General features: G+C 46.7%; 24 protein-coding genes. 12 read left to right on the top strand and 12 right to left on the bottom strand.

Annotated elements, in window-relative coordinates; translation table 11 throughout:
- Window positions 1-1335, bottom strand: coding sequence for a TolC family protein (locus tag AC1DFM_RS20295; RefSeq protein WP_477078578.1), 1335 nt, complete (start codon window positions 1333-1335; stop codon window positions 1-3).
- A gap of 86 nt (window positions 1336-1421) precedes the next feature.
- Between AC1DFM_RS20295 and AC1DFM_RS20290 the strand changes: the two genes are divergently transcribed.
- Both AC1DFM_RS20290 and AC1DFM_RS20285 read left to right on the top strand, forming a co-directional pair.
- Entirely contained in the window at window positions 1422-2213 is a 792-nt protein-coding gene (locus tag AC1DFM_RS20290; protein ID WP_477078577.1) for a helix-turn-helix transcriptional regulator, read from the top strand.
- Between the two features lie 183 nt (window positions 2214-2396).
- Complete coding sequence (locus tag AC1DFM_RS20285) at window positions 2397-3953, top strand: S10 family peptidase (protein WP_477078576.1); 1557 nt, start codon at window positions 2397-2399, stop codon at window positions 3951-3953.
- 126 nt (window positions 3954-4079) lie between these two features.
- Here the strand turns inward: AC1DFM_RS20285 and AC1DFM_RS20280 are convergent, their stop codons facing one another.
- From AC1DFM_RS20280 to AC1DFM_RS20270, 3 genes are all read right to left on the bottom strand, one after another.
- Window positions 4080-4850 (bottom strand): porin family protein, encoded by a 771-nt coding sequence (locus AC1DFM_RS20280; protein WP_477078575.1) that lies wholly within the window; start codon window positions 4848-4850, stop codon window positions 4080-4082.
- Between the two features lie 17 nt (window positions 4851-4867).
- Window positions 4868-5944 carry a PCMD domain-containing protein gene (locus AC1DFM_RS20275; RefSeq protein ID WP_477078574.1) on the bottom strand — a complete coding sequence of 359 codons (1077 nt, stop codon included), beginning with the start codon at window positions 5942-5944 and terminating at the stop codon, window positions 4868-4870.
- An 81-nt stretch (window positions 5945-6025) separates the two neighbouring features.
- Window positions 6026-7099 (bottom strand): PCMD domain-containing protein, encoded by a 1074-nt coding sequence (locus tag AC1DFM_RS20270; protein WP_477078573.1) that lies wholly within the window; start codon window positions 7097-7099, stop codon window positions 6026-6028.
- Between the two features lie 96 nt (window positions 7100-7195).
- On the opposite strand from AC1DFM_RS20270, the gene AC1DFM_RS20265 reads away from it, so the two are divergent.
- From AC1DFM_RS20265 to AC1DFM_RS20255, 3 genes are all read left to right on the top strand, one after another.
- Entirely contained in the window at window positions 7196-7711 is a 516-nt protein-coding gene (locus AC1DFM_RS20265) for an FUSC family protein (RefSeq protein ID WP_477078572.1), read from the top strand.
- Between the two features lie 60 nt (window positions 7712-7771).
- Window positions 7772-8587, top strand: coding sequence for a phosphatase PAP2 family protein (locus AC1DFM_RS20260; protein WP_477078571.1), 816 nt, complete (start codon window positions 7772-7774; stop codon window positions 8585-8587).
- 404 nt (window positions 8588-8991) lie between these two features.
- The gene (locus tag AC1DFM_RS20255) at window positions 8992-9513 is read left to right on the top strand and encodes a hypothetical protein (RefSeq protein ID WP_477078570.1); all 522 of its coding nucleotides are present in this window, start codon (window positions 8992-8994) and stop codon (window positions 9511-9513) included.
- Here AC1DFM_RS20255 and AC1DFM_RS20250 read toward each other — a convergent pair.
- Genes AC1DFM_RS20250 through AC1DFM_RS20240 form a run of 3 tightly spaced genes read right to left on the bottom strand, consistent with a single transcriptional unit; the run spans window position 9502 to window position 11081 of the window.
- Entirely contained in the window at window positions 9502-10149 is a 648-nt protein-coding gene (locus AC1DFM_RS20250; RefSeq protein WP_477078569.1) for a phosphatase PAP2 family protein, read from the bottom strand. The two genes, AC1DFM_RS20255 and AC1DFM_RS20250, sit on opposite strands and share 12 nt — an antisense overlap.
- Window positions 10150-10156: 7 nt before the next feature.
- A complete protein-coding gene (locus tag AC1DFM_RS20245; RefSeq protein ID WP_477078568.1) occupies window positions 10157-10600 on the bottom strand; it encodes a DinB family protein in 444 nt (147 codons plus the stop codon).
- 28 nt (window positions 10601-10628) lie between these two features.
- On the bottom strand, window positions 10629-11081 hold the full coding sequence (locus AC1DFM_RS20240; protein WP_477078567.1) for a MarR family winged helix-turn-helix transcriptional regulator: 453 nt from the start codon (window positions 11079-11081) through the stop codon (window positions 10629-10631).
- A 138-nt stretch (window positions 11082-11219) separates the two neighbouring features.
- Here AC1DFM_RS20240 and AC1DFM_RS20235 point away from each other — a divergent pair, with 138 nt between their 5' ends.
- Complete coding sequence (locus AC1DFM_RS20235; RefSeq protein WP_477078566.1) at window positions 11220-12050, top strand: ion transporter; 831 nt, start codon at window positions 11220-11222, stop codon at window positions 12048-12050.
- 4 nt (window positions 12051-12054) lie between these two features.
- On the opposite strand, the gene AC1DFM_RS20230 is transcribed toward AC1DFM_RS20235, so the two are convergent.
- Window positions 12055-12450, bottom strand: coding sequence for a hypothetical protein (locus tag AC1DFM_RS20230; RefSeq protein WP_477078565.1), 396 nt, complete (start codon window positions 12448-12450; stop codon window positions 12055-12057).
- Between the two features lie 63 nt (window positions 12451-12513).
- On the opposite strand from AC1DFM_RS20230, the gene pncB reads away from it, so the two are divergent.
- Entirely contained in the window at window positions 12514-13680 is a 1167-nt protein-coding gene (pncB, locus tag AC1DFM_RS20225) for a nicotinate phosphoribosyltransferase (RefSeq protein ID WP_477078564.1), read from the top strand.
- A gap of 139 nt (window positions 13681-13819) precedes the next feature.
- Here the strand turns inward: pncB and ypfJ are convergent, their stop codons facing one another.
- Window positions 13820-14683 (bottom strand): KPN_02809 family neutral zinc metallopeptidase, encoded by an 864-nt coding sequence (gene ypfJ, locus AC1DFM_RS20220; RefSeq protein ID WP_477078563.1) that lies wholly within the window; start codon window positions 14681-14683, stop codon window positions 13820-13822.
- A 147-nt stretch (window positions 14684-14830) separates the two neighbouring features.
- Between ypfJ and AC1DFM_RS20215 the strand changes: the two genes are divergently transcribed.
- The 4 genes from AC1DFM_RS20215 to AC1DFM_RS20200 are packed head-to-tail and all read left to right on the top strand — an operon-like array spanning window position 14831 to window position 19546.
- Window positions 14831-15841, top strand: a complete 1011-nt coding sequence (locus tag AC1DFM_RS20215) for an NADP-dependent oxidoreductase (RefSeq protein WP_477078562.1) — start codon at window positions 14831-14833, stop codon at window positions 15839-15841.
- Between the two features lie 8 nt (window positions 15842-15849).
- On the top strand, window positions 15850-16704 hold the full coding sequence (fdhD, locus tag AC1DFM_RS20210) for a formate dehydrogenase accessory sulfurtransferase FdhD (RefSeq protein WP_477078561.1): 855 nt from the start codon (window positions 15850-15852) through the stop codon (window positions 16702-16704).
- Window positions 16691-18991, top strand: coding sequence for an FdhF/YdeP family oxidoreductase (locus AC1DFM_RS20205; protein ID WP_477078560.1), 2301 nt, complete (start codon window positions 16691-16693; stop codon window positions 18989-18991). Before fdhD ends, AC1DFM_RS20205 begins: the two co-directional genes overlap by 14 nt.
- 3 nt (window positions 18992-18994) lie before the next feature.
- The gene (locus AC1DFM_RS20200; protein ID WP_477078559.1) at window positions 18995-19546 is read left to right on the top strand and encodes a putative glycolipid-binding domain-containing protein; all 552 of its coding nucleotides are present in this window, start codon (window positions 18995-18997) and stop codon (window positions 19544-19546) included.
- Here AC1DFM_RS20200 and AC1DFM_RS20195 read toward each other — a convergent pair.
- A complete protein-coding gene (locus AC1DFM_RS20195) occupies window positions 19543-20607 on the bottom strand; it encodes an NAD(P)H-dependent flavin oxidoreductase (protein WP_477078558.1) in 1065 nt (354 codons plus the stop codon). The two genes, AC1DFM_RS20200 and AC1DFM_RS20195, sit on opposite strands and share 4 nt — an antisense overlap.
- Before the next feature lie 40 nt (window positions 20608-20647).
- Window positions 20648-22429 (bottom strand): hypothetical protein, encoded by a 1782-nt coding sequence (locus tag AC1DFM_RS20190; protein WP_477078557.1) that lies wholly within the window; start codon window positions 22427-22429, stop codon window positions 20648-20650.
- 268 nt (window positions 22430-22697) lie between these two features.
- Between AC1DFM_RS20190 and AC1DFM_RS20185 the strand changes: the two genes are divergently transcribed.
- Entirely contained in the window at window positions 22698-22940 is a 243-nt protein-coding gene (locus AC1DFM_RS20185; RefSeq protein WP_477078556.1) for a DUF1328 family protein, read from the top strand.
- A gap of 79 nt (window positions 22941-23019) precedes the next feature.
- Here the strand turns inward: AC1DFM_RS20185 and AC1DFM_RS20180 are convergent, their stop codons facing one another.
- Window positions 23020-23778 (bottom strand): DUF695 domain-containing protein, encoded by a 759-nt coding sequence (locus tag AC1DFM_RS20180; protein WP_477078555.1) that lies wholly within the window; start codon window positions 23776-23778, stop codon window positions 23020-23022.
- Window positions 23779-23947 lie beyond the last annotated feature (169 nt).

Raw genomic sequence — 23947 nt, 5'->3', positions numbered from 1 at the left:
TTAAAGGTTGCCTGTTGCTTTCAATAATTGATAGTATTGTAATTGTGCMGTTACCTCCGCGGTAGTAAGGTCGAAGCGGGATTGCAGCAGTTGTGTTTCTGCATCCAGCAGGTCTGTCAGTAACGACAGCTGATTGAAATAGGTATTATTGACAATCCGGTAATTCTCTTTCGCCTGTGTAATATTTTCGTTGGCTACACCGATGCGTGTCAGTGCTTCCGTGTAGCGCAGGTAAGCTGCTTTTACGTCTTCTCTGACATGGTCTTTGGTATCCGCATGTTCAATTTCCTGGCGCTCCAGGTTGATCTTTGCTTCCTGCTTTTTATGTTTGTTCTGATATAATGCAGAGATGGGTACCCCGGCTTTAACCCCTACCTGGCCAAGACCATATAAGGCGATGGAGTAAGGATAAAAGAGTATTTGCGGATACGTATAGGCGTATTCGGCATAGAGCCCTACTTTGGGGAGCACATTGCTTTTCACGTCTTTCAGCTTCAATTCACTCAGTGCTGTTTCTTTTTCAGAGATCTTAAAGGCAAAAGAATGCTCGTAAGCTTCTGCCAGGTAATCTTCGTAGGTGCGTGCAGGTGTTTGCGGCAGCAGCAACGTATCTATAGCCACCTGGTTTTGTACACTGTCAGCCTGCCCTATCATAATATTCAGTCGCTGGTTGGCGATGGCGATGCCATTTCGTATTTCAAGCAGCGTCATCTTCTGTTTTGATAATTTCAATTCGGCGCGGAGTAAATCACTTTTCAGGACTACCCCATTTTTATGCAGCTCCCGGATTTCATCCAGCTCTTTTTCGCGTTCGGCGATGTCCTGCAACATCACTTTTTCGTACATGCGTCCCCGGTATACATCGAGGTAAAGTGAAGCTGCCTTATAGCGTATCTCTGTGCCAGTAAGGTTTTGCTGTTCTTTGGCCAGCTCGGCTTCTGTTTGTCGGACTTTGATTTCGCGGGTTGTTTTACCGCCGTTGTAAACGTTGAGGTATGCATCTGCGCCAAACTGGTAATACCCGTGCACCACCGGATATTGTGTAGGTGCATTGAGAAGGCCATCTTCATAAATGGCCAGATTTGAAACACGGGCATACACGCCATTTGCTTTTACTTCCGGCAGGCGCTCATCTTTGGCCGCTTTGGTGCGTGCTTCCATGCTCTGAACGCGCAGATATTGCATTTGCAGTTGCCGGTTGTATACATCTGCTTTCTTCCATACATCCGTTAACGTTAGGGTATTCTGCTCAGGGTTCTGACCAGCAGCTGTCTGGATGCTGAAGAGTGCTAAAAGCACCGTTCCGGCCAGCCACTTATTAGTAATTGTAGACATATCTATTGTGATGAAGATGCAAAGTTCCAACCCTATTAGTTAATTTATTTTCTATAAATTGCCATAAAATTGTTAGATCCGGCCAAATGAAAGATATTAATCCACAACTGGTATTGGAAGACGTTGATGCCATCCCGGAATCCGCGTATGTGTGGCACTGGAAAACGGAACATCACTTTTCCTATCATCAACATAACAAAGGACAGCTCACCTATGTTGAGGGTGGGGCCGCTTTTTTGTACACAAAAGATAAAACCTACTTCCTCCCTGCCCGCCACTATATGTGGGTGCCTGCGGGTGTGGAACATTACTTTCAGCATCGCTATCCGGCCAACTTTGTCCGCACCATTTATTTCTTCAGCGAACCGGAAGACCAACAAGATCCGTTTTATACTAAAACCGGTATCTACCCTGTCAGCAACCTTTTACTGGAAATGATACTGCACACTGCTAGCTGGGATGGCGATGTGTTGCCCAACGACAAACGTTTCATTTTCATCAAAGCCATTAAAAACATGTTGCCGGAAATCAGTTCGGTACCGTTGCCTATAACCCTGCCGACCACAGAAAACCCGCGGCTGCAGCCTGTGTTAAAGTATATACAGGAAAACCTGGGAGAGCCGTTGTCGCTGGAAAGCGTAGGCCACGAATTCAACTACAGTGAACGTACCCTCACCCGTCTATTTCGCTCTACCATGGATATTTCCTTCTTCCAATACCTGAAACTGGCCCGGATGATTAAAGCAATGGGATACCTGTTGGAAACACAGAAAACCATCAATGAAATAGCATGGGACATTGGTTACAACAGTGTTTCCGCTTTCAGTAATACCTTTTACAAACTGGTAGGCAAAAGGCCAAGCGACTTCCAGATATAGCGGAAAGCAGAAAGCACAAAGCATAAGGCTATTGTAGCGGATGATTATAGCGGATATAATATTCGCTTTGGTCCACTCGCTACAATAGCCTTATGCTTTCTGCTTTCTGCTTTCCGCTCAAATAAATTTGTTTGCATTTATCGGGGGTTTTACTAATCTTGAAAGACAATCAAGATCTGCTTCATGAACTTAAAGAGCAAACCATGTATGTTGTCGTTGCTGCTGGCAGGCATCGTAAGCCTGTCGTCTGTGCAGGCGCAACAAAAGAAAGCGATACCCGCGGCACCAGCGCCCTCGCTGAAAGAAGATCTCCAGCCACATTGGTCGGTAACGCTTAACCCGGATACCACCGTGACTACTTACCACGATGTAACGGTGAAAGGCCAGAAGATTCCTTACAAAGCCATTGCGGGCACACAACCAGTGTGGGACCAGGATGGTAAGGTGTTAGCCGGACTTTTCTACACCTATTATGAAAGGACAGATGTGAAAGACCGGAGCACCCGGCCTTTGGTCATTTCGTTCAATGGCGGTCCTGGTACACCTTCCGTATGGATGCAAATCGCTTACACCGGTCCCCGCCTGTTGAATATAGATGCAGAGGGCTACCCGGTACAACCTTATGGGATACACGAAAATCCCGAATCCATTCTCGACATTGCTGATATTTTATATGTAGACCCGGCTAACACGGGCTTCTCCCGGTTAATTGGGAAAGATGTTCCCAAAGAGAAATTCTTCGGTGTGAATGCAGATATCCGTTATCTGGCCGAGTGGATCAATACATTCGTGTCACGCCAGAACAGGTGGGCATCTCCCAAATACCTGATAGGCGAAAGTTACGGTACGACCCGGGTATCCGGATTGGCACTGGAGCTGCAAAATGCACAGTGGATGTACCTGAACGGCGTCATCCTGGTATCACCTACGGAGCTGGGTATTGCCCGCAGCGGTCCTGTTGATGCTGCACTGCGCCTGCCCTACTTTGCCGCTACCGCCTGGTATCATAAAGCATTACCGGCGGATCTGCAACAGAAAGACCTGACCGCTATTCTACCCGAAGTAGAGGACTTTACTATTCGTGAACTGATCCCGGCTATCAGCCAGGGCGGGTTCCTGGACGAGCAGCAACGTAAAAACATCGCGGCTAAAATGGCCCGCTACTCCGGTTTGTCTGAGAAAGTAATTCTGCAACATAACCTGGACGTACCAACGGGATTTTTCTGGAAAGAATTGTTACGGGATCAGGGTTATACTGTAGGTCGGCTGGACTCCCGCTACCGCGGTATTGACCGGGAAGACGCAGGTAACAACCCCGACTACAATGCAGAGTTGACGTCCTGGCTACATGCGTTTACCCCCGCCATCAACATCTACCTGAGAGGAGAACTTAAATTCCGCACCGATTTAAAATACATGATGTTTGGTCAGGTATTCCCGTGGGACAACAAAGGCGATAACACCGGCGCTAACCTCCGCGACGCAATGGCAGCCAATCCCTACCTGCATGTGATGATACAATCCGGTTATTACGACGGCGCCTGCGACTATTTCAATGCCAAATACAGCATGTGGCAGATGGACCCCAGTGGACGTTTAAAGGACCGCCTCTCCTGGCGTGGCTACCGGAGCGGTCATATGATGTATTTAAGGAAAGATGATCTTGCAGCGGGGAATAATGATATCCGGGCTTTTATCAATGCCTCGATACCAAAAGCAGGTCAACCAGCGAAATATTGAGGAAGCGGAAAGCATAAAGCCGAAAGCATAAAGCTATTATAGCGAATGATCAAAGCGGATAAATTATTAATACCCGCTCTTTTCATTCGCTATAATAGCTTTATGCTTTCGGCTTTATGCTTTCCGCTATATCTTATACGTTACTCCCAATGTGAGATACACGTTATACAAAGGGAACGACATTCCCTGGAAATCACTTGGGAAGATGGGACGCAGGCCCCAGTTCAGGTTACCATTCACGCTGAGTTTTTTACCCACCCGGTAAGCAGCGCCACCTTGCAAACCCGCATCAAATGTGCGCATGTTTTTACCGAAGTCGAAGCTGGCTTCTGTAATGATTACCTTTTCACCGGTAGGTCCGCCATTACGGATATAACCATCGGAAACAGTACCATAGAAATTGGAGCTGAATAACCAGGCAACATAACCGCCCAGGTTAAAGCGCCACTTGTCGTTAGGCGTGAATACCGCACTCACCGGGAATGATACATACGCATTACGTGCAATAGTTTTGTTTTTGCCGGAGAAATCTCCYTGGAAACGGCCACCATCTTCAGTAGTAATAATGGTTGGGAAATACTGTACTTCATCTTTTGTGCCCATTCCTTTGTAATCCAGTTTAACGGCAACAGCGGCGCCCCATTTCCTGGTAGCCCGGTAGGATAATTCATACCCCAGTGAAGGAGAGAATTCCGGCCAGTAACCGTTTACTTTACGGATGGTATTGGGAAAGCCAATGGGCGTGGTAGCGCCGAAATTGAAGCCTGCGAGAATACGATGTTCCAATCCTGGCGTGAAACCACTATTTTTCGTTTGTTCCTTTCCGTTATCCTGTGCAAATATGGTAGTCGCTGCCATCAGCATACCCAGCACCAGTCCTGATATTTTCCTTTTCATAGTTTCTGATTAATCTTTTACTGATGTACAATTTCAACGTTATCCAATATCAATTTGCTACCTACAGCGCCTCTGTAGTGATCTCCCTCTTTACTGGAAGAAGCAATGATGGCCAACATTAAAGACTGGCCAGGCAATACGTTTTTACCTGGGACAGCAACAAACGGAATATCAAAATGGGTCCAGTCGGCTTTCGCAGTACCGTCCGCCAACACAGCAGTAGCGACTACTCTGTCGGAAGTCAGGATATTAGTAGCATCGAGCCGTTCAATACCTGTATACAATACCGCATAAATAGAACATTCATCTATTTGCCCGGGAACTGGCTTGGCATCTTTGTCGATGAACTGCGCACCTGGCTGATATTTATAATCACCTGTAAAACTTTTAGGGACAATGCCTCCGTAAAATTGTCCGAACTGGGTGCATTTCAGCGGATTTTCCAACAGGTAATCTGTTACAAAATTGCCGACGAACATAGAGCCTGCAAAGAGATGAATACCCATCCATGCAGAGATAGCATTACCTGGCTTTGTTTCCATCACTGCCGCATATTTACCATCTTTCGCATCTGTGGTAACATGTAAAGGAAAATCGTTGATGTCAGTTACACCGGTGATAGCAATACCGATATTACCAGAAGCCCAGATATTGCGACCATCATCAGATAATGGATTCACGTATTTCCAGCTGGCACCTGAAGCAGATACGGTATCCCATCTTTCAAATCCAAATTTCCAAACACCTGTCTGGATTACTTCTACGGTATATTTCCGTTTTGTACCGGTGGCAGAAGTAACCAGGTATTCATTTAAACTGCTTCCATTAAATTTGATGGAATCACCAGAGGCAGGTGATACATGCCCCCCGGCACTCACTTTAATCACTGGCGCGATTCCTTTCTGATATGCCTCATCTGTCAGATACAAGCGGATTTGTGATTTTGTCTGATCAATAAAAACATCACTGGTGACCTGATTGGGGGCTAGTGTAAAAGTTTCGATGTCTGCTTCCGGGTTAAGTGGTGCATCCTTAATACAGGACTGTAGCGCGCCCACCGTGGCCGCTACATAACATAGTTTCCGTACATTCATTTTCCGTTCGATTTGTTAAAACCCCGCGAAGGTACGAAAGATGTAGCAGACACCATGTTTATCCGCCAACAGGACAATTTACTATTGTACAATTTGCAGGCTATCCAATACCAGGCGACTGCCAATGGCCCCTTTGTAAGTATCGCCATCTTTACTGGAAGACGCCACAATGGCCATCATCATTTTATCATTCCCCGTGTACGGGCGTACCTGTACAAAAGGCACATCGAACCTTGTCCAACCTGCTCTGGGGCCGCCATCCGGAATGCTGGCACGGGCCAGTATCCGGTCAGATGTTTGAATATTAGTGGCATCCAGGCGCTGCGTACCAGCGTACAATACGGCGTAAATAGCACAACTGTCTTTCATGCCCGGTATGATATTTCCCGCCTTATCCTGGTATTTATCTCCCGGTGTATATTTATAATATCCTGTGAAACGGACAGGCTTACCCAGATAGGGCTGTCCGAATTGTGTGGCTTTTAATGGCGCTGTTAAAGCATTCATCGGATCAAAAACACCAAGGTACAGTGAGCCCGCAAACAGTTTGATGCCTACCAGATTGGATAAAGCAGTACCGGTACGAGTCACCAGCTCAGCGGCATATTTCCCATGATAAGCATCGGTAGTAGCCCGCAATGGATATTCCAGCGGATCTTTCTTTACACCAGACAAGGCTACACCGGGATTGCCGGAAGACCAGGCCTGGGAGGTATCAGCAAGAATACTGTCTATCTCCACCGGATACTGGTATTTGTCTTTCGCATTCAGTAGCCAGCTTTCAAAGTCCCAGGCGAATACACCAATATTACTAATCTCTACGGTATATGTTTTTTTGTTTTTACCATTGGCGGAAGTCACTACATATTTAGCACTGCCGGGCGCCTGAAACTTCAGTGAGTCACCGGATGCTGGCACGATGGTGGCCCCTGACGACACCGTGATAACTGGCCTCACGCCACTTTCAAATGCGGCTGGTGTAAGTGATAAAATAATTTTATCGTTTATCTGGTCGATGAAAACGTCGCCAGTTAAGTATTTGCGGTCTATCTTAAATGATTCGATATCTGCTTCCGGGTTAACAGGCGCCTCTTTTATACAGGCGTAAAATGACAGCATCAGTACTAACAGGCAACTTCCTTTGGTTAAATTCATATGAAGACTGGTTGAATAAAGACTGCATTCGGCTCTTCTCAAAAGTACATTTTTATTTCCTGCTCTACATATATGATAAATTGCTATCATTGCAGCATGGCAGATATACAGCGAATAAAACGGGTACTGACCTACGCAGCAAAATGCGTAACCGGCGTGCTGGTAGTGTTGGGGCTATCCTGGGCTACCAATTACAAAGACATTATCTGGGTGCTGATTTCTGTAATGCTGGTATTATCGCCAGATGGATCGGACGCAGTAACGTTGGCGGTTACACGGATTAAAGCGAATATAGTGGGTGGGATTGTTGGTTTTTTATTGATACTGATACATCCTCACTTAATTCTGATGATGTGTGTTGCGGTATTCATTACAGTGGTCATCTGCAATTTGCTTAACCTGGAAGCAGCTACGCGCACGGCATTAGCAGCTACTATTATCGTAATGACCCATGAAGCCGGCACTCATGTATGGGATACGGCCGTTGAAAGAGTGTTGTCGGTATTAGCCGGTTGTTTGCTTGGACTGGTCATTACCTTCATCTTCCACAATAAATATACCCGGCAAACAGCGGAGATGATCCTCCCCCGGATCGATAAGGGTGGCGAATAGCGAGGAGTACAGAATTGCTTCAGAATTGGCCGCTATTTTTGGCAGATTAAGGAGTGATGCATGAAGAAAATGATATTCTCAGCAGGACTGGCATTAGGCGCCTTTACCTGCTCCAATAGTGTAAAAGCACAGGATACGGATTCCATTCCATCTCAAAAAGATTCCATTCAAATTACGGCTGTCCCCAAATATAGTAGCAACGCGCGCTTTCATAGCAGCATTGCAGGAATCGCGGTACCTGCTGTCATGATTGGCTATGGCTTTGTAGCCCTTGCCAATCCTTCCCTGCGGGATTTGAACACCAGTACCAGAGCGGAATTAAAAGAAGATCATCCTACCTTCCGGACACAAATAGATAACTACCTGCAATATTCCCCTGTAGCTGCTGTATATATCCTCAATGCTGTGGGCATTCATGGTAAACATAATTTCCGGGACCGGACCATTATCCTGGGCATCTCTGCTATCCTTACAGCTGGTTCTGTGGAGGGTATCAAACACTGGACCCACGAAGAGCGCCCGGATGGATCAGATTTTCTGTCGTTCCCTTCCGGCCATACGGCTACCGCCTTTGCTTCTGCGGAATTCCTCCGGCAGGAATACAAGGATGTGTCGCCCTGGATTGGCGTAGCGGGTTATGCTGCTGCTACGGCCACCGGCGCCCTTAGAATGTACAATAATAAACACTGGCTGAGTGATGTGGTAGCGGGTGCTGGTATGGGCATATTAAGCACGAAAGCGGCTTATTGGGTATATCCCTGGATACAACGGAAGCTATTCAAAAACACCGACCATACTGCGAGCAAAGTAGTAATGCCTTATTACAATCCCGAATTCCGCAGCGCCGGGCTAAGCTTTATCTTCTTTCCCCGTTAATCTGTCTTATCTGACAACAAAATCTTATGCTGATACCCGGTTACAATAACGGGGTTTCACGCAACACATTAAAAAATTAAAAGGGACATTAATTATAGACGATGTGGGGGTTAACCCCTAAAGTTGACTGGTTACAAACACCTGTTTTTGGCAATGGGGCAAAGTTGCTGGTTTCCGTTGAAATAATTTGTGATCCATTTGTTAACGACCAAAAATATGACTTCTTTTTATAAAAAACTATTATAAAGAGGTAAAATAATCCCACTTTCTTTAACATTGAATTTACAGTTCAATGTATAATTCCGTCTATTTTAGCAGTATCAAAATGATAATTAAAGTATTGTTGCCTGTAACCGTAGCTGAAGAAAGCCACAACAATCCCGTCCTCAAAAGCTGTTAATCATATGTATGTTCCGGTAATTATTTTTCTCTTTTTCCTGATGTGGTATATCTATTTCAGAACCCAGAGTTTTCGCAGCACCCATTTTAAGGAAACGAAATTCAAGCCCATTGCTGGCGAAGACGCCTTGCAGGCGGTTCGAATTGTGGGTGTATCCAACAGTGTATTTACGGTATCCAGGTACCTGCGTAGCGTCAAGAACCTGTCTGACAAACAATTTATGACAGTAGCCGTTGACCAGGTTATTACCACTACCATGGGCACCACCCATCAGGCACGCCTGATTGAAAATCTCGCCCCCGGAGAAGAACGACGTTTAGGCCATACCGATAATGTAAGAGAAGGCAAATACCAGATCTACATCGGCTATGAAATATTATGGGCAAGATATACTCCCACTCCCGTCTGGTATAAGGAAAAGAAGCCGGAAGTAACAACAGCCGCCAGCTTGTATAACGACATGCTGCGGCAGCACCAGGATTCCCTGATCCAGGCAATAGAAGCGAAAAGAGATTTATTGTCCTGACAACGGCGTTTCACGGCGGCCAAAGAAACTTAGCCACACCATCGAAAAAAATACGCCCAGCAAAGATCCTGCGCTAACATCTTCCAGGAAGTGCTGGCTCATATACATGCGGGAATAGGCTACCAGCAAAGCCAGCAAAAGGTAAAGCAGGGACCAGTATTTGTTCCGGGTATAATAAGCTAATACGGTGGCAGCTGTAAAAGCGCACACACTATGCCCCGAAGGAAAGCTCAGGCTATTGTCCAGCACAACTACGCCTGGTACAAAGTAGATATCATGTAAGCGCGCAGAAAAATAACGATGTGGACGAGGGAATGCCACCAACGCTTTTATGGTAAAACTCAGCGTAGCCGTAAACAGATAAGCAGTGGCCATTACAGTCCCCATACGCCTGTTAATCAATAGCAGCAACAAACAGATTAACACCGCAGCACTGGTACTGCCCAACTCGGTGATGTAGGGAAAGAACCAGTCGCCTGCCGGCGTATGTAACCCATTAATAAAAAAGTAAGTGCCCGTGCGGCTGCTCCACCCTAACCGGATTACCAGTGCCAACACCACAATGATGACATAGGGCCATATAAAATATTTCAGCTGCTGGTACACCCCAACAAATCGCTGCAGGAAATTACTCATGAAATAATTACCGGGTTAAACGGCGATGATAATTAATCTGGCCAAGATGATAATTAAGATGTGTACTCAGATGCACCAGGAAATGCCCGGTGGTCATTCCATCAAAAAGGACTTTCTCCGGGTACACTTTTTCCAGGTCTTCCGCCGTTAAACCGGCTACTACGGTCAGGATCGTACGACGGGTACTACCCACCAGTACCAGCAAATCCTGGGTAGGCACATTCCGCGCACTGAACTCCAGCTCCCTGTTGCGCACATACCCCGTTTTCCCGAGTACAGCGCCTACAAAGTGTTGCAGATTACCACAAAGGTGTAAACATAAATTCCCGGCGGAATTAGTGATTCCCGGCGCCACCTGCCAAACGGCTTCAGCGCTCTCGTATGCGGCGATCTCCTGTTCCAGTTTACTGAGGTCCCGCTCAAATAAGTTGATTAATATACCCGTAAGCATAGGCTAAAGATAGGAAAAGTGAGGCGGATCACCGCTTAATATTATTGTAAACAGTTTCCAGCACATGCTGTGCCTGTTGCAGCTCCTGACGGGAAAGACCTTGCTCTGCCAGCTCCACCACCGATAACGCCAACGGATATACTTTTTCCTTCAGTTTTCTTCCCGTGCCAGTGAGCCAGATTCGCTTGCTTCGCCGGTCAGCTTCATCAGCAGCGCGCTTTACGAGGCGTCTCTTTTCCAGATTATCCAGTAACTTGGTAAGGCTGGCTTTATCTTTGCCTGTTTTGTCGGCCAATTCCTGCTGTCGGCAGCCGTCTTCTACGCCCCAGAGATAACGTAGAATAAAATACATGTCTGGTGTAATATCCAGTCCGGCTCTCATGAAAACATTCAATAGCCGTAACCGGTAGGCAGTATGCGTTCTAATAATTGCGCTGGCAATGTTCAGGCGCAATTTTGCGCTGATGTCAGATTTGGTCATAAATTAGCTGTAGGTTTTAACGTGGGCGGCGGATGTACGGCAAATATAAAACGGTTGCACCTGCCACTAATTGTTCACATAACAATGTCCACTAAACATATACAAAGCGTTTTTGTTTAAATATTATAACTCAGCAGGATGACTAACCAATCTACACCATCACTTTCCCCCTTCCGTGAAAAATGGCACCGCATTATCTTCGAGGCGGACACGCCCGCCGGCAAAGCATTTGACATCATACTGCTGATAGCTATTCTCCTGAGTGTGGCCATCGTGATGATGGAAAGTGTGGCCTCGTTACAACAAAAATATGGAGACATTTTCCGCATACTGGAATGGATATTCACGGGCATCTTCACCGTAGAGTACCTATTCCGGATCTGGTGTAGCTATCGCCCAAAAGCTTACCTGAAAAGCTTCTATGGCATTGTGGATTTACTTTGTATCCTGCCTACTTATGTGGAAGCATTTTACGGCGGCGCACATTTCCTGCTCACCATCCGCATCCTGCGCCTGATGCGTATTTTCAGGATCTTTAAACTGGTACCTTTCCTKAATGAAAGTAAACAGCTCTCCCTGGCGCTGCAGAAAAGTCAACGGAAAATATTCATCTTCTTTTTCTTCATAGGACTGATGACCGTAGTACTTGGCGCAATTATGTATGTGATAGAATCTGGCCATAACTCCGGCTTCACCAGCATTCCGGTAAGCGTTTACTGGGCGGTGGTAACATTAACAACGGTCGGCTATGGCGACATAGCGCCCATCACTCCATTGGGGCAAACATTTTCCGCGATTATTATGATAATGGGTTATGCAATTATTGCGGTGCCTACAGGTATTGTGACCGTAGAAATGAGCAGAATACGCAATAAAGAAGAGGTAGATCACAGAATTTGTCCGCATTGTATGCGTGAAGGACACGACTACAATGCGGACTACTGCAAATATTGCGGTACTAAACTATAAGTGCTTATTTAACACTAAAGAGCGGTTGTACATCCAATATTGCTTTCTGGTAAGCGAGATCAAAATCTTCCCACTTACCGGTCAGCCCAAAACGATACTTAGTTCCGTCGATCAGTTCAAATTCAGCAACTTTCTTGTTGAATCCCTGTTTACCTCTCTGGAAGTTAGTAACATCCGCTAAGGCGAACTCGTGGCTCTTTTTGTTCCGGGTCATCAACCAGCCGATAACGCCGAATAAAAGAAACATCAACATGGGTCTGTTTTCAAATACAATTCTTTCGTTGGTGAGGCAAATGGCACCTTGTTTTGCCTGCCACGAATTTTTAAGATAAACTGCATTTACTTTGTACAGAACGGTTTCCTGTGGGTTAAGGGGCCACTTTACTTTAATACTCTTCATGGTAACTAACAATATGGTCAGACGCAAAAATATAATAATATTATGAATCTAAATAGCAAATAAATGATCCTTACTTCCATCCTGGACAACGACTTCTATAAATTCACGATGCAGCATGGCGTGATCAAGTTATTTCCGAAGGCCCGTGCACGTTATACTTTCATTAACCGTGGACACCACTCCTTCCCGCCCGGTTTTGCGGAAGCATTACAGGCAGCAGTCAATGATATGCAGCAACTGCGGCTTACCCGGGATGAAAAAACGTATCTCGCCGTTACCTGCCCCTATCTCGATCCCACTTACCTGGACTTCCTGCAGGGCTATCACTATAATCCGGCGGAAGTACAGATTACCCAACTGGGAGATCAGCTGGAAGTACATGTAGAAGGCTATTGGTACCGTACTATTTTATGGGAAGTACCGCTGATGTCGCTCATCTGCGAACTTTATTATCAGCTCACCGGACAGCAACGCGTATCCGATACCGAAGTGATCCGGATTACCCGGGAGAAAATTGAGCGCTATAAACAGATGTCTATTACCATCGCCGATTTTGGCACCCGGCGCAGACATTCCCTGGCCGTGCATCAACTGGTGGTGAAAACCCTGAAAGATTATGGAACAGGTTGTTTTATTGGTAGCAGCAATGTGCACCTGTCTATGAAAAATGACGTAAAACCTGTGGGCACGCATGCCCATGAATGGTTTATGTTCCATGCCGCCAAATACGGCTTTAAAATGGCCAATATGCTGGGACTCGAGAACTGGGTCCAGGTATATCGAGGCGACCTGGGCATCGCCTTGTCTGACACTTATACCACCCCGGTTTTCTTTGAACAATTCGATAAAAAATTCGCCAAACTGTTTGATGGGGTACGGCACGACAGCGGCGACCCTATCCTCTTTGCAGACCGTACCATCACCCATTACAAAGGTAAAGGTGTAGATCCCCTGAGTAAAACAATCATCTTCTCCGATGGACTGGACTATGAAAAAGTAGCCCATATTGCCGCTTATTGCCGGGGGAAAATAGGAATGTCGTTCGGAATTGGCACCAATTTCACGAATGACGTAGGATTAACGGCCTTGAATATTGTGATTAAAATGTATGAGGCATTGCCTGAAGATGCCCCCCGGTGGACGCCTGTGGTAAAGCTGTCGGATGTAAGCGGGAAATATACCGGTGATGAAAGAACGATAGAGCTGGCGAAGGAAATGCTATTAGCATAAACCTGATTTTTGTTTTTAAGATATAGGAAGATAAAAAAGATTAGGGAAGATAAATGAGCATATTGTTCATCTATCTTCCCTAATCTTTTGATCAAAAAAATATAATCAGTTTAATCCTATACAAAGACAATATCCGCCCTTACCAGCTACCAAGGCCAATCCCCGTATCTCCCTGCTTCACATCACCGGATTGGAACCCTTTTTTGAACCAATACATCCGTTGTTCAGAGGTACCGTGTGTAAAGGCATCTGGTACTACTTGTCCGGTGGCTGCTTTTTGCAGGCGGTCGTCGCCAACCGCGCTGGCGGCATTCAGGCCGGATTCAATATCGCCCGGGTCCAGGAAAGGCTTGATCTGGTTAGCTTTGTAAGCCCATACGCCGGCCAGGAAATCGGCCTGCAGTTCCAGCATCACAGACAATTTATTGTATTCTTTTTCGCTCAAACGGGACCGCATCGCCTGCATCCGGCCACTGATGCCGAGCAGATTCTGCACGTGGTGCCCTACTTCATGCGCAATTACATAGGCTTTGGAAAAGTCGCCCTTCACCCCAAACTGCTGCTCCAGCTCATCAAAGAAAGACACGTCCAGGTACACCTTATGGTCTGCCGGGCAGTAGAATGGCCCCATGGCCGATTCCGCGAAACCACAACCAGATTCCGTACCTTTCTGAAAAGATACCATCCGCGGTGTTTCATAGGTTTTACTCCTTTGCTGGAATTCCGCCTTCCATACACGGTCGGTGCTGTTCAATACTTTGGCGGCCATCATTTCAAAAGGACTGGCATTTTCCTTCGTCAGCTTCTCGGATTTCTCCGTAGACTGGCCGGGGCCCTGCACCTGTTGTACCGCCTGCATTACCTGCTGTGGGTCCTGTTTAAAGAGCATGGCCAGTACTATAATGATAATACCGCCAATGCCGCCGCCGATACCAACGGTGCGCATACCGCCACCAGTACGTTTCTCGACATTGTCGCTCATTTCTTCATCATCAAGACGCATAAGTAGATTTTAAATTTAAATGGTGAAGTTTCTTACCCCGAATGTACATTTTTCATATGTATTCACCCACTTTTCCCGTTACTAAACAAAAGCATTTTGCCACCTGTTAACTAATCATTGTCTTTTTACGCATAAACTCTGCTGTATATGAAAATAAAACAGATCCTGCTGGCCGCCCGCCCCCAGGGAATGCCCACGGCCACTACTTTTAAAACAGTAGAAACGACCCTGCCCCAGCTGATGCCTGGCGAAGTGCTGGTTAAGCCGCTCTATTTTTCCGTAGATCCGTATATGCGTGGCCGTATGAACGATGCCCGCTCCTATATCCCTCCCTTCCAGGTGGACGAACCTATTGAAAGCGCCGGTGTAGGAGAAGTAATAGAAAGCCAGGATGACCAGTTTACCGTAGGAGAGATAGTGATGAGTAGCGGACCAAGGCCTTTCCTGCCCTGGGCAACCGCCGCTATTTTCCCGGCTGGTCATCTCCGGAAAACAGATAATAGCATTCCTCCTACCTACTACCTCGGCTTGTTAGGTGTTCCTGGTCTTACTGCCTACTTTGGCATGATGGATATCGGCAAACCTAAAGCTGGTGAAACCGTAGTCGTATCTGGCGCGGCAGGTGCAGTAGGCATTGTAGTAGGACAAATTGCCAAAATCATGGGATGCCGCGCAGTAGGTATTGCCGGCGGCGCTGAAAAAATAAAGCTGCTTACGGATACCTTTAATTTTGATGCCGCCATCGACTATAAAGGCAATCAGGATATAGATGCCGCCGTTGCCGCTGCCTGTCCTAATGGGGTAGACATCTATTTCGACAACGTAGGTGGCGATATTTCCGATGCCGTCATCCGACACCTGAATTTCTTTGCCCGCGTACCACTCTGCGGCCAGATTGCCTTGTATAATTCTACAGAAGTGCCGGTAGGCCCACGTATTCAGCCAATTATGGTGACCCGCAGTATTTTAATGCAAGGTTTCACCATTGGCAACTACGCCACCCGCTTCGGTGAAGGGGTAAAACAATTAGCTGGTTGGGTGAAAGAAGGAAAAATAAAATATACTGAAACGGTAGTAGAAGGATTCGATGAACTTCCCACCGCATTACTGGGATTATTTTCAGGCAAGAACAGTGGTAAGATGATAGTGAAAGTGTAATTTTGGGTATGACGAACCCAGTTGTTCATACCCGCGTTAGAAAAGTGGCCACCGCTGGTATTACCGATACCAGCGATGCCCTGGCCGCAGAAGAACCACTCGAAATCAGACTGGTACATGGGCCTTCCCATAACCGCCGCCAACAGAATATATCGGTGACAATGCGCACACCTGGTGAAGATAAAGAACTGGCTGCCGGCTTCCTCTTCACAGAAGGCATTATCAATGGTCAGGAAGCTATCCAGGACATCCACCTGTCTGCGGAGCAGGATAACCAGATCGCCACCGTACACCTAAAACCTAATATAGTGGCCCATTTAGGGAATGTGGCCCGCAACTTTACCGCTACTGCAGCCTGCGGAGTTTGTGGTAAAACAAGCACCGCCGATATTCATACAGCCGTTGCCGTTAACAACAGTCCCGTGCTGTTTTCCTCCGGCCTCCTGTTTCGCTTGCCGTCCCTGTTGCGCCACGAGCAGGCCCTCTTTGACTCCACCGGAGGATTGCATGCCGCTGCCCTCGTAGATCAGCACGGCAACCTGCTCCTGTTACGGGAAGATATTGGCCGCCACAATGCGGTAGATAAAATCATCGGTGCAGCAATGGCACAACATTGGCTACCTTTAAAAAATCATTTGCTGTTATTAAGCGGACGCTCAGGATTTGAGCTGATACAAAAAGCTGCCACCGCCAGTATTCCTGTGATAGCCGCCATTGGCGCGCCTTCCAGCATGGCAGTAAAAATGGCCACGCAATGGAATATTACGTTGCTGGGCTTCTTAAAAGAACAACGATTCAACATTTACAGTAACCCGGAACGAATTGGTTTCGAAGAAAATAATAGCTCGCATGATCAAGGATAGTGCAGAAAATCCGGTCAGATTTACCGGCATCAAATTGGGACCTCCCAAAACAGTGGCTGCCGGCTTTCCCGCCGTAGTATCCAGCATGCGGCATATCCTGGAAGAGATGAATGCCTTGCGGGGTATGAAAGCGCTCCTGATGCTGAATCAGAAAAATGGATTCGACTGCCCCGGCTGCGCCTGGCCTGATCCCGATGATGAAAGATCCGGTATCGCAGAATATTGTGAAAACGGCGCCAAAGCAGTGGCGGAGGAAGCCACTACCAAAAAACTCACCCCGGAATTTTTCACGCAACATAGCATTGCAGAACTGGGGGCGCTAACGGATTATGAGATAGGTAAAAAGGGCCGGATTGCCCAGCCCATGTACTTAGCGCCGGACGCCACCCATTATGCACCCATCTCCTGGGAAAATGCCTACCAGCTCATTGCCCGGCATCTTCACCAGCTGGCATCCCCGAATGAAGCCATTTTTTATACTTCCGGGAGAACCAGTAACGAAGCTGCTTTTTTGTATCAACTGATGGTCCGGGAATATGGTACGAATAATCTTCCGGATTGTTCAAACATGTGCCACGAGTCCAGCGGTGTGGCGTTAGGCGAATCACTGGGTATAGGAAAAGGATCGGTGACTTTGGAAGATATACATGAAGCGGAGGTGATCATTATCCTCGGACAAAATCCAGGTACCAACCATCCCCGCATGTTGACGGCACTGCAGAAAGCCAAAGCCAACGGCGCCACCATCATCTCCGTAAATCCTTTACCTGAAACCGGTTTACTGAATTTCCTGAATCCACAAACCGTTAAAGGAGTACTCCATATAAAAACACACCTCACCGATATTTTCCTGCAGGTAAAAATCAATGGCGATATGGCGTTGCTGAAAGCATTGTCGTTGCTGCTGCTGCAGGAAGAAGAACGCGCACCGGGGACTGTTTTTGACCAGGCCTTCATTGCGGCCAGCACACAGGGGTACAGCGATTATATCGCCCACCTGAAAACCCAATCCCTGTCGCAGTTAATGGCCGAAACCGGCGTAGCCCCCGAACTGATACAACAAGCCGCACAGGCATTGTTCCGTAAAAAGAAAATCATTGCCTGCTGGGCCATGGGCCTCACGCAGCATAAAAATGCCGTAGATACTATCCGGGAAGTAGTGAACCTGTTACTGCTGAAAGGCAGTATAGGCAAGCCTGGCGCAGGCACCTGCCCTGTGCGTGGCCACAGTAATGTGCAGGGCGATCGGACCATGGGCATCTATGAAAAGCCCTCCGCCGCTTTCCTCCAAAAAATAAAAGACGTCTACGGCTTTGAACCTCCCGCTGCACACGGCTTTGATGTGGTCAATGCCATTAAAGCGATGTATCAACACCAGGCAAAAGTATTTATCGCCATGGGTGGCAACTTCCTTTCGGCTACACCCGATACGCTGTATACCGCACAGGCGCTGCGTAATTGCGACCTGACCGTACATGTTTCTACCAAGTTAAACCGGAGCCATGTAGTACACGGCAAAGAAGCGCTCATCCTGCCCTGCCTGGGACGCAGTGATAAAGACCTGCAGCAAAACGAACAGCAATTTGTGACCTGCGAAAATTCTATGGGTGTGATCCAGATGTCGAAAGGAAACCTGGAGCCAGTATCCACTCATTTAAAAAGCGAACCAGCTATTGTCTGCGAACTGGCTGCTGCATTGTTTGGCGATACTTCCCGCGTTCCATGGACTACTTATGCGTTGCATTACGACCGTATACGCGATGCTATTGAAAAAGTCATTCCCGGCTTCGATGATTACAACAAAAGGGTCCGGCATCCCGGCGGATTTTATTTGCCTAACGGCGCCAGGAAAGGGCAATTCAATACCGGCACAGGAAAAGCCAATTTTCATGTAGCACCGGTGCTTACCACACCGTTGGCCATCGATGAATACATGATGATGACCATCCGTAGCCACGATCAGTTTAATACTACTATTTATGGACTAGACGACCGTTATCGCGGCGTATACCATGAAAGAAGAGTAATATTTATGAACCCCGCAGACATAGCAGCGGCGGGCTTTCACCCAGGTGATGTAGTTGACCTGTATAACTATCACGGACAAACGGAGCGGGTAGCACAAGGTTTCATTATTGTATCCTTTTCTATTCCGGAAAAGTGCACGGCCACCTATTTTCCGGAAACCAATGTGCTGGTGCCGGTAGACAGCGTAGCTGACAAAAGTAATACCCCCACCTCCAAGCTGGTGATCATTAAAATAAAAACTTCGACGATAAAACAATAGTGCATGAATCCGATCATATGGCAGGCAGAAAAATGGACCGCTACAGAATACTTCACCCTGGTGGAAAATACACATGGCTGGCTGGCCAGCGGCTGTATAAATGGGGTAAAAGCAACCAGCCCTTTTTGTATTCATTATGAAATAAGCATCACCCCCACCTGGCAGGTGTCTTCTTTTCACATACGGCAACTGGGCATTGCCCCTACGGAGCTAAGACTCACCTCAGACCTGCACGGGCATTGGTTTGATAAAGACAATAACCACATTGATGCTTTTGATAATTGTATAGATATCGATATTTCGCTGACGCCTTTTACCAATACGTTGCCGGTAAGACGGCTGTCTTTTGAACCCGGCGAAAGCAAGGTACTCGACATGCTTTATATCAATTTGCCCGATTTTGAATTACAGCAGGTACAACAGCGCTATACCAAACTGGGTGCGCACGAATACCAATACGATAACCTCTCTAATGATTTCACGGCAGTGATTCCCTTCGACGATCACTACCTCGTGAAAGATTACCCGGGGATTTTTACCCGCATTGATTACTAGGCCAACAATAACGACGTTTCACGCACCAGTTCTGCAAAAATATCTGCAGTACTCCAGGCCCGGGCTTTTCCGGCTGCCTGTCCGGCCCACATAGCGATAAATGCAGCATTACCCAGCTCCTGCGCTACCTTGCGAATCGGCTGTGTAAGTATATTCTGATAGGGATATTCATTCACGGGCAATCCCGAAGCCTCCACTTCCGTGATCAGGGTATTACGAACTATCCTGGCCCAGCGGCCGGAAAACGCGCGGGTAAGCAGTGTATCCGTCTCCGTTATACCTGCCAGTGTTGTTTTATATGCCGGCGCAGCGGCGCTTTCATGCGCCCGCAGGTAAATACTACCGGTTTGTACGGCGCTGGCGCCCAATGTCTTTGCAGCTGTTACACCGCGACCATCCACAATACCACCCGCAGCAATAACGGGAATGCGTACACGATCCACTACTTGCGGCAATAAGGCCATCGTACCGATCTGAGGTAATTCTCCCGACAAAAAGGAACCCCGGTGCCCACCTGCTTCTATACCCTGCGCAACGATAGCATCCACCCCTGCTGCGTTCAACGCTTCCGCTTCTTTCACACTCGTGGCCGTTCCCATCAAATATATCTGGTGCTGCTTCAGTAGTGCAATCCCTGCTGCATCCGGCATGCCGAAAGTAAAACTCACATATTTAATACCGGCTGAAATMAGGACTGGTAGCTGGTCGCGCCAGGAGTAAACAGGCGCCTCCTCAAAAATCACGGGAGCAGCAGTCATCCCATTGGTCCTCAAAAGGCCATGCAGGAATTCCTGCATATCATCAAACGCCTTACGATCTGGGTTAACCGGTGGCTCATAGGTAAACAGGTTCACCGCAAATGGCTGTTGTGTCAGCGCTTTCACCTCACGAATCAGGGCGGTTACTTTTTCAGGGGGCAATCCGCCCACCGCTAAAGATCCCAGTCCTCCACTATTACTCACTGCGGCTACCATCGCAGGGGTGGTAATCCCTAACATCGGCGCCTGTATCAACGGATACGTGATGCCAAGGGTACGGGTAAATTCATTCTTCCATTCCATGACCCATCAATTTAGTACCCTAAAAATACGGAAGTTTCGCTTACCGGAAATTCAACACAGAAGGTGCGCGCAGGGCAGAAACATCGAACCGGAAATCCACGATGGTGGTGATTTCCAGCATTAACTTCTTCATAGGGAGTGGTGCATTGGGATAATAATAACCTGATACTTTAATGGTATTCAGGGAAAGGTTTTCATTACGTATCCGGAAACCACCGCCAATACCCAGATACATGGGATTGCGTAACAGGTCGTCGCTATTATTAGTGATCATAGAACCCTGCAGGGAAGTAAAGAAGTTAAATTTAAAACCGAGCAATTTAAGCGGACTATAATACACCGTTTCTGATCCGAGATTCAAACGTTGAAAACCGTTCAGCTTCGTATTCTTGTAGCCCCATATGCCGAATTCCATATTGATGTTAAGCGGCTTATTAAAAAAAGGATCAGGACTATTGAGATAATCGACATTGAAAAACTGCCGGAACCGGGATTTACGGATATTGATCAGGCGACTGTAATATTCCAGTCTGGCATGCATAACCGCATCTTCGGTGGTAGATCTCAGCCAGTAAGTACCCAGTCCGATAGTCGTATTGAAAAGCCCCTGATGCCGGGTAATCCAGAATTTCTGTGCTTCCATCCCTGTATACAGCCGTCGCCGGCCCTTCCAGCTTTCCCATCCGCTGGTGGCGCTGACATTGTACCCCAGGGGAATATCTTCCGTACGGCCAAAGCCGAAGAAATAATGCGCTTTGAAATAATCAATCCGATAGGCTTGCAACTCGAGAAGATACAAACGGTGATTATTGTAGATAGGGTCATCCTTATACCGCTCCTGGTCCGGCTTTCGCTGGAAAGATAAATTATAGTGCCTGGCCAGCACGGCGAAATTGGGCTTTCGGCCAATGGTACCGTCGTGCTTATAGTTATTGATAAAGTTATAGCCTATCCAGCCATCTATCGTCGAATAATTATATTCCCGGAAGGCGGTGTCACCTGGTGCGGGCAAGGCGCCCCTGATATTGATAGACCAGTTTTTAGACAGAGACAACCCTCCTACCAGTTTGGCAGCATTGCGATACAAAGGCCGGTTGAAGTTAATAAAAACGGCTCCTTCAAAGGCATTCGTATCCAGCTGGGCATAGTTATTCAGCGTGGTATAGCCTAAACTCATATCTATGAATGATCCAAACACGTTATATTTCGTATAGCGTACCTCGGTATTCCAGGTGGGAGAATAGTCCGATCGCCATTGCATCCCCACTTTGAGTCCCTGGCCTGCACCAAACAAATCGTTATTGGATACACTGGCGCGAATATCTGTGGCGCTGAACTGCGATAAATCTACACCGTATTCAAAGAGGTCTTTGGTCACTACTTCCACATCCAGTGAGTCACCGCTCAAATTCCGCACATACAACCGGGCATCCTGAATGAATGGCCTGTTACGCAGGTAACGCTCATTATCTGCCATCTCAAAAGGATCTAACATTTGATCCTCCCTGAAAAACAACGATTGCCGGATGACCCATTCCCTGGAGTCATAATGCAGGCGGTTAGCCAGATGAATTAATTTCATGCTGGAGGTGAAGGTGGTATCATTGATATTGCTGGGACCAAATACCTTTACCTTTCTATAGTAGATATTTCTGATCACTTTGCCCGCAAATGGGGTAAAATATGCCTCACTTTTAATGATCGTACTATCATTGTCATTGGAGCGAGCGGGTTCGTCCTGTTTGGTAATGCGCTTAATCAGCGTATGACGATAGTCTTTATTCCGGATAGAATCGCGGTATTCCCCGATCTTTTTAAACAAACCACCTCCCGTCTTATGAGGGATCGTATCTCCCGCGTGCGGGAACTGCTGCCCCCTGGCGTATACAAACGCGGGACAATGCAGGCTAATCAACCAGCATAAGACAGTTATTGTAGGCCATATTTTGAGATCGTTCATCAAGGCTAGCAGCAGGCAACAATTATATCGAAAAAAAATGAAATTGCAACTACAGCAATTATTGTACAACAGCAATAGCTTTTAGTTAAAACACCTAATGCCGCCTGAACGAATAAAACTGGAATGCTAATTGAACGAACAATCAACAGGAAAGTTACAAATAACTAACCGTCAATTGCTGTTCACATTGTTCACCTTAAAAGCATTGCTTATGTTACGTTGGGCACTTATTTTCTTTATCGTAGCGATTATTGCTGCTATTTTCGGCTTTGGTGGGATTGCAGCCAGCGCCGCTGGTATCGCTAAAATATTGTTCTTTATTTTCCTCATACTGTTTGCAATATCATTGCTTGCAGGCATGTTAAAAAAATAGCTTTTAATAAATGCAGCGAAGAACAGGTAGTGTTTATCTTCGCTGCATTTACTAAAAGCTAACTGCTAAAAGCTAACTGCTATTTTACGATACTGGTTTCCCAACCATCGTACTCAGCATTTACCTGTTGAGCCAGTTCCCAGAGACTCATCACCACGCTATCAATAATGGATTCGCTGGCTTTGTCCGGGCGGGAAATACATAATTTATACGGGAACTCCGGGTTATCGGTTTTATCTTCTCTGGCCAGTGTAAAGCCATTTTCTTTAATATGTTCCCAGTAAGCCACTTTATCTTCTTCTGTTCTGAAGTGTATCCAGTGTTCTATTGGGCGTTCTTTTTCCGGAACGTCACCATGCTGTTGGAGCATGCGCAATACTTTCCTGTTTTGTATACGCTGAAATTCATATACATCAGGAAAGAGGTAATCGAAATATAATTCCCAGTTATTATCTTCCTTCACCCCATAGTCATAGCGGTAATTCGGGAAATCAATCATGGCATCCGCGATGAATTTATCATGCAGCAAAGTAGTGCCTGCATAGAAATAAAAATCACGTACGCCATTGGAAAAAGTACGGCCAACGAAATGCGCATCCAGTTTAGTTTGTAGCTGTTCTACCAAACTATCCTCAATTTCACCCATGATGGCAAATTCATCGTTTTGCGGAAATCCGTCTTCACGTGGATGATTCAGATACACGGTTATATATATGGCATTCGGCTTTTCCTTTAATGGCGCAAATCGTCTCAGATCAAGGTCAAGGCCTATTACTGCTGGACTTTCTTCAATATGACACGTATAAATATCCCAGTCCGGTCGGTAATCCTTATGCATATAAAAAAATTAAAATAACGCAACAGCGGGCTGTAAAGATACGTTGCTCTCCGTTACAATGGAAAAGATAAACTTGTATTGGCCCCTTTTTTATCCACAAAATTTAACGTATGCTTCATATTGGCGTCCATGCCGTTACACCGGATATACAACCAGCTTAACACTAATT

Source organism: Chitinophaga sp. 05T412 (assembly GCF_056396465.1).
The sequence above is the reverse complement of the archived record's forward strand: the minus strand, read 5'-3'. Positions and strand labels throughout refer to the sequence as shown.

What these genes read in the sequence shown, in the direction of transcription:
- AC1DFM_RS20290 (WP_477078577.1), top strand. Translation starts at nt 1,422, where the DNA reads ATGAAAGATATTAATCCACAACTGGTATTGGAAGACGTTGATGCCATC.
- AC1DFM_RS20285 (WP_477078576.1), top strand. Translation starts at nt 2,397, where the DNA reads ATGAACTTAAAGAGCAAACCATGTATGTTGTCGTTGCTGCTGGCAGGC.
- AC1DFM_RS20275 (WP_477078574.1), bottom strand. Translation starts at nt 5,944, where the DNA reads ATGAATGTACGGAAACTATGTTATGTAGCGGCCACGGTGGGCGCGCTA.
- AC1DFM_RS20270 (WP_477078573.1), bottom strand. Translation starts at nt 7,099, where the DNA reads ATGAATTTAACCAAAGGAAGTTGCCTGTTAGTACTGATGCTGTCATTT.
- AC1DFM_RS20265 (WP_477078572.1), top strand. Translation starts at nt 7,196, where the DNA reads ATGGCAGATATACAGCGAATAAAACGGGTACTGACCTACGCAGCAAAA.
- AC1DFM_RS20260 (WP_477078571.1), top strand. Translation starts at nt 7,772, where the DNA reads ATGAAGAAAATGATATTCTCAGCAGGACTGGCATTAGGCGCCTTTACC.
- AC1DFM_RS20255 (WP_477078570.1), top strand. Translation starts at nt 8,992, where the DNA reads ATGTATGTTCCGGTAATTATTTTTCTCTTTTTCCTGATGTGGTATATC.
- AC1DFM_RS20250 (WP_477078569.1), bottom strand. Translation starts at nt 10,149, where the DNA reads ATGAGTAATTTCCTGCAGCGATTTGTTGGGGTGTACCAGCAGCTGAAA.
- AC1DFM_RS20245 (WP_477078568.1), bottom strand. Translation starts at nt 10,600, where the DNA reads ATGCTTACGGGTATATTAATCAACTTATTTGAGCGGGACCTCAGTAAA.
- AC1DFM_RS20240 (WP_477078567.1), bottom strand. Translation starts at nt 11,081, where the DNA reads ATGACCAAATCTGACATCAGCGCAAAATTGCGCCTGAACATTGCCAGC.
- AC1DFM_RS20230 (WP_477078565.1), bottom strand. Translation starts at nt 12,450, where the DNA reads ATGAAGAGTATTAAAGTAAAGTGGCCCCTTAACCCACAGGAAACCGTT.
- pncB (WP_477078564.1), top strand. Translation starts at nt 12,514, where the DNA reads ATGATCCTTACTTCCATCCTGGACAACGACTTCTATAAATTCACGATG.
- ypfJ (WP_477078563.1), bottom strand. Translation starts at nt 14,683, where the DNA reads ATGCGTCTTGATGATGAAGAAATGAGCGACAATGTCGAGAAACGTACT.
- AC1DFM_RS20215 (WP_477078562.1), top strand. Translation starts at nt 14,831, where the DNA reads ATGAAAATAAAACAGATCCTGCTGGCCGCCCGCCCCCAGGGAATGCCC.
- fdhD (WP_477078561.1), top strand. Translation starts at nt 15,850, where the DNA reads ATGACGAACCCAGTTGTTCATACCCGCGTTAGAAAAGTGGCCACCGCT.
- AC1DFM_RS20205 (WP_477078560.1), top strand. Translation starts at nt 16,691, where the DNA reads ATGATCAAGGATAGTGCAGAAAATCCGGTCAGATTTACCGGCATCAAA.
- AC1DFM_RS20200 (WP_477078559.1), top strand. Translation starts at nt 18,995, where the DNA reads ATGAATCCGATCATATGGCAGGCAGAAAAATGGACCGCTACAGAATAC.
- AC1DFM_RS20180 (WP_477078555.1), bottom strand. Translation starts at nt 23,778, where the DNA reads ATGCATAAGGATTACCGACCGGACTGGGATATTTATACGTGTCATATT.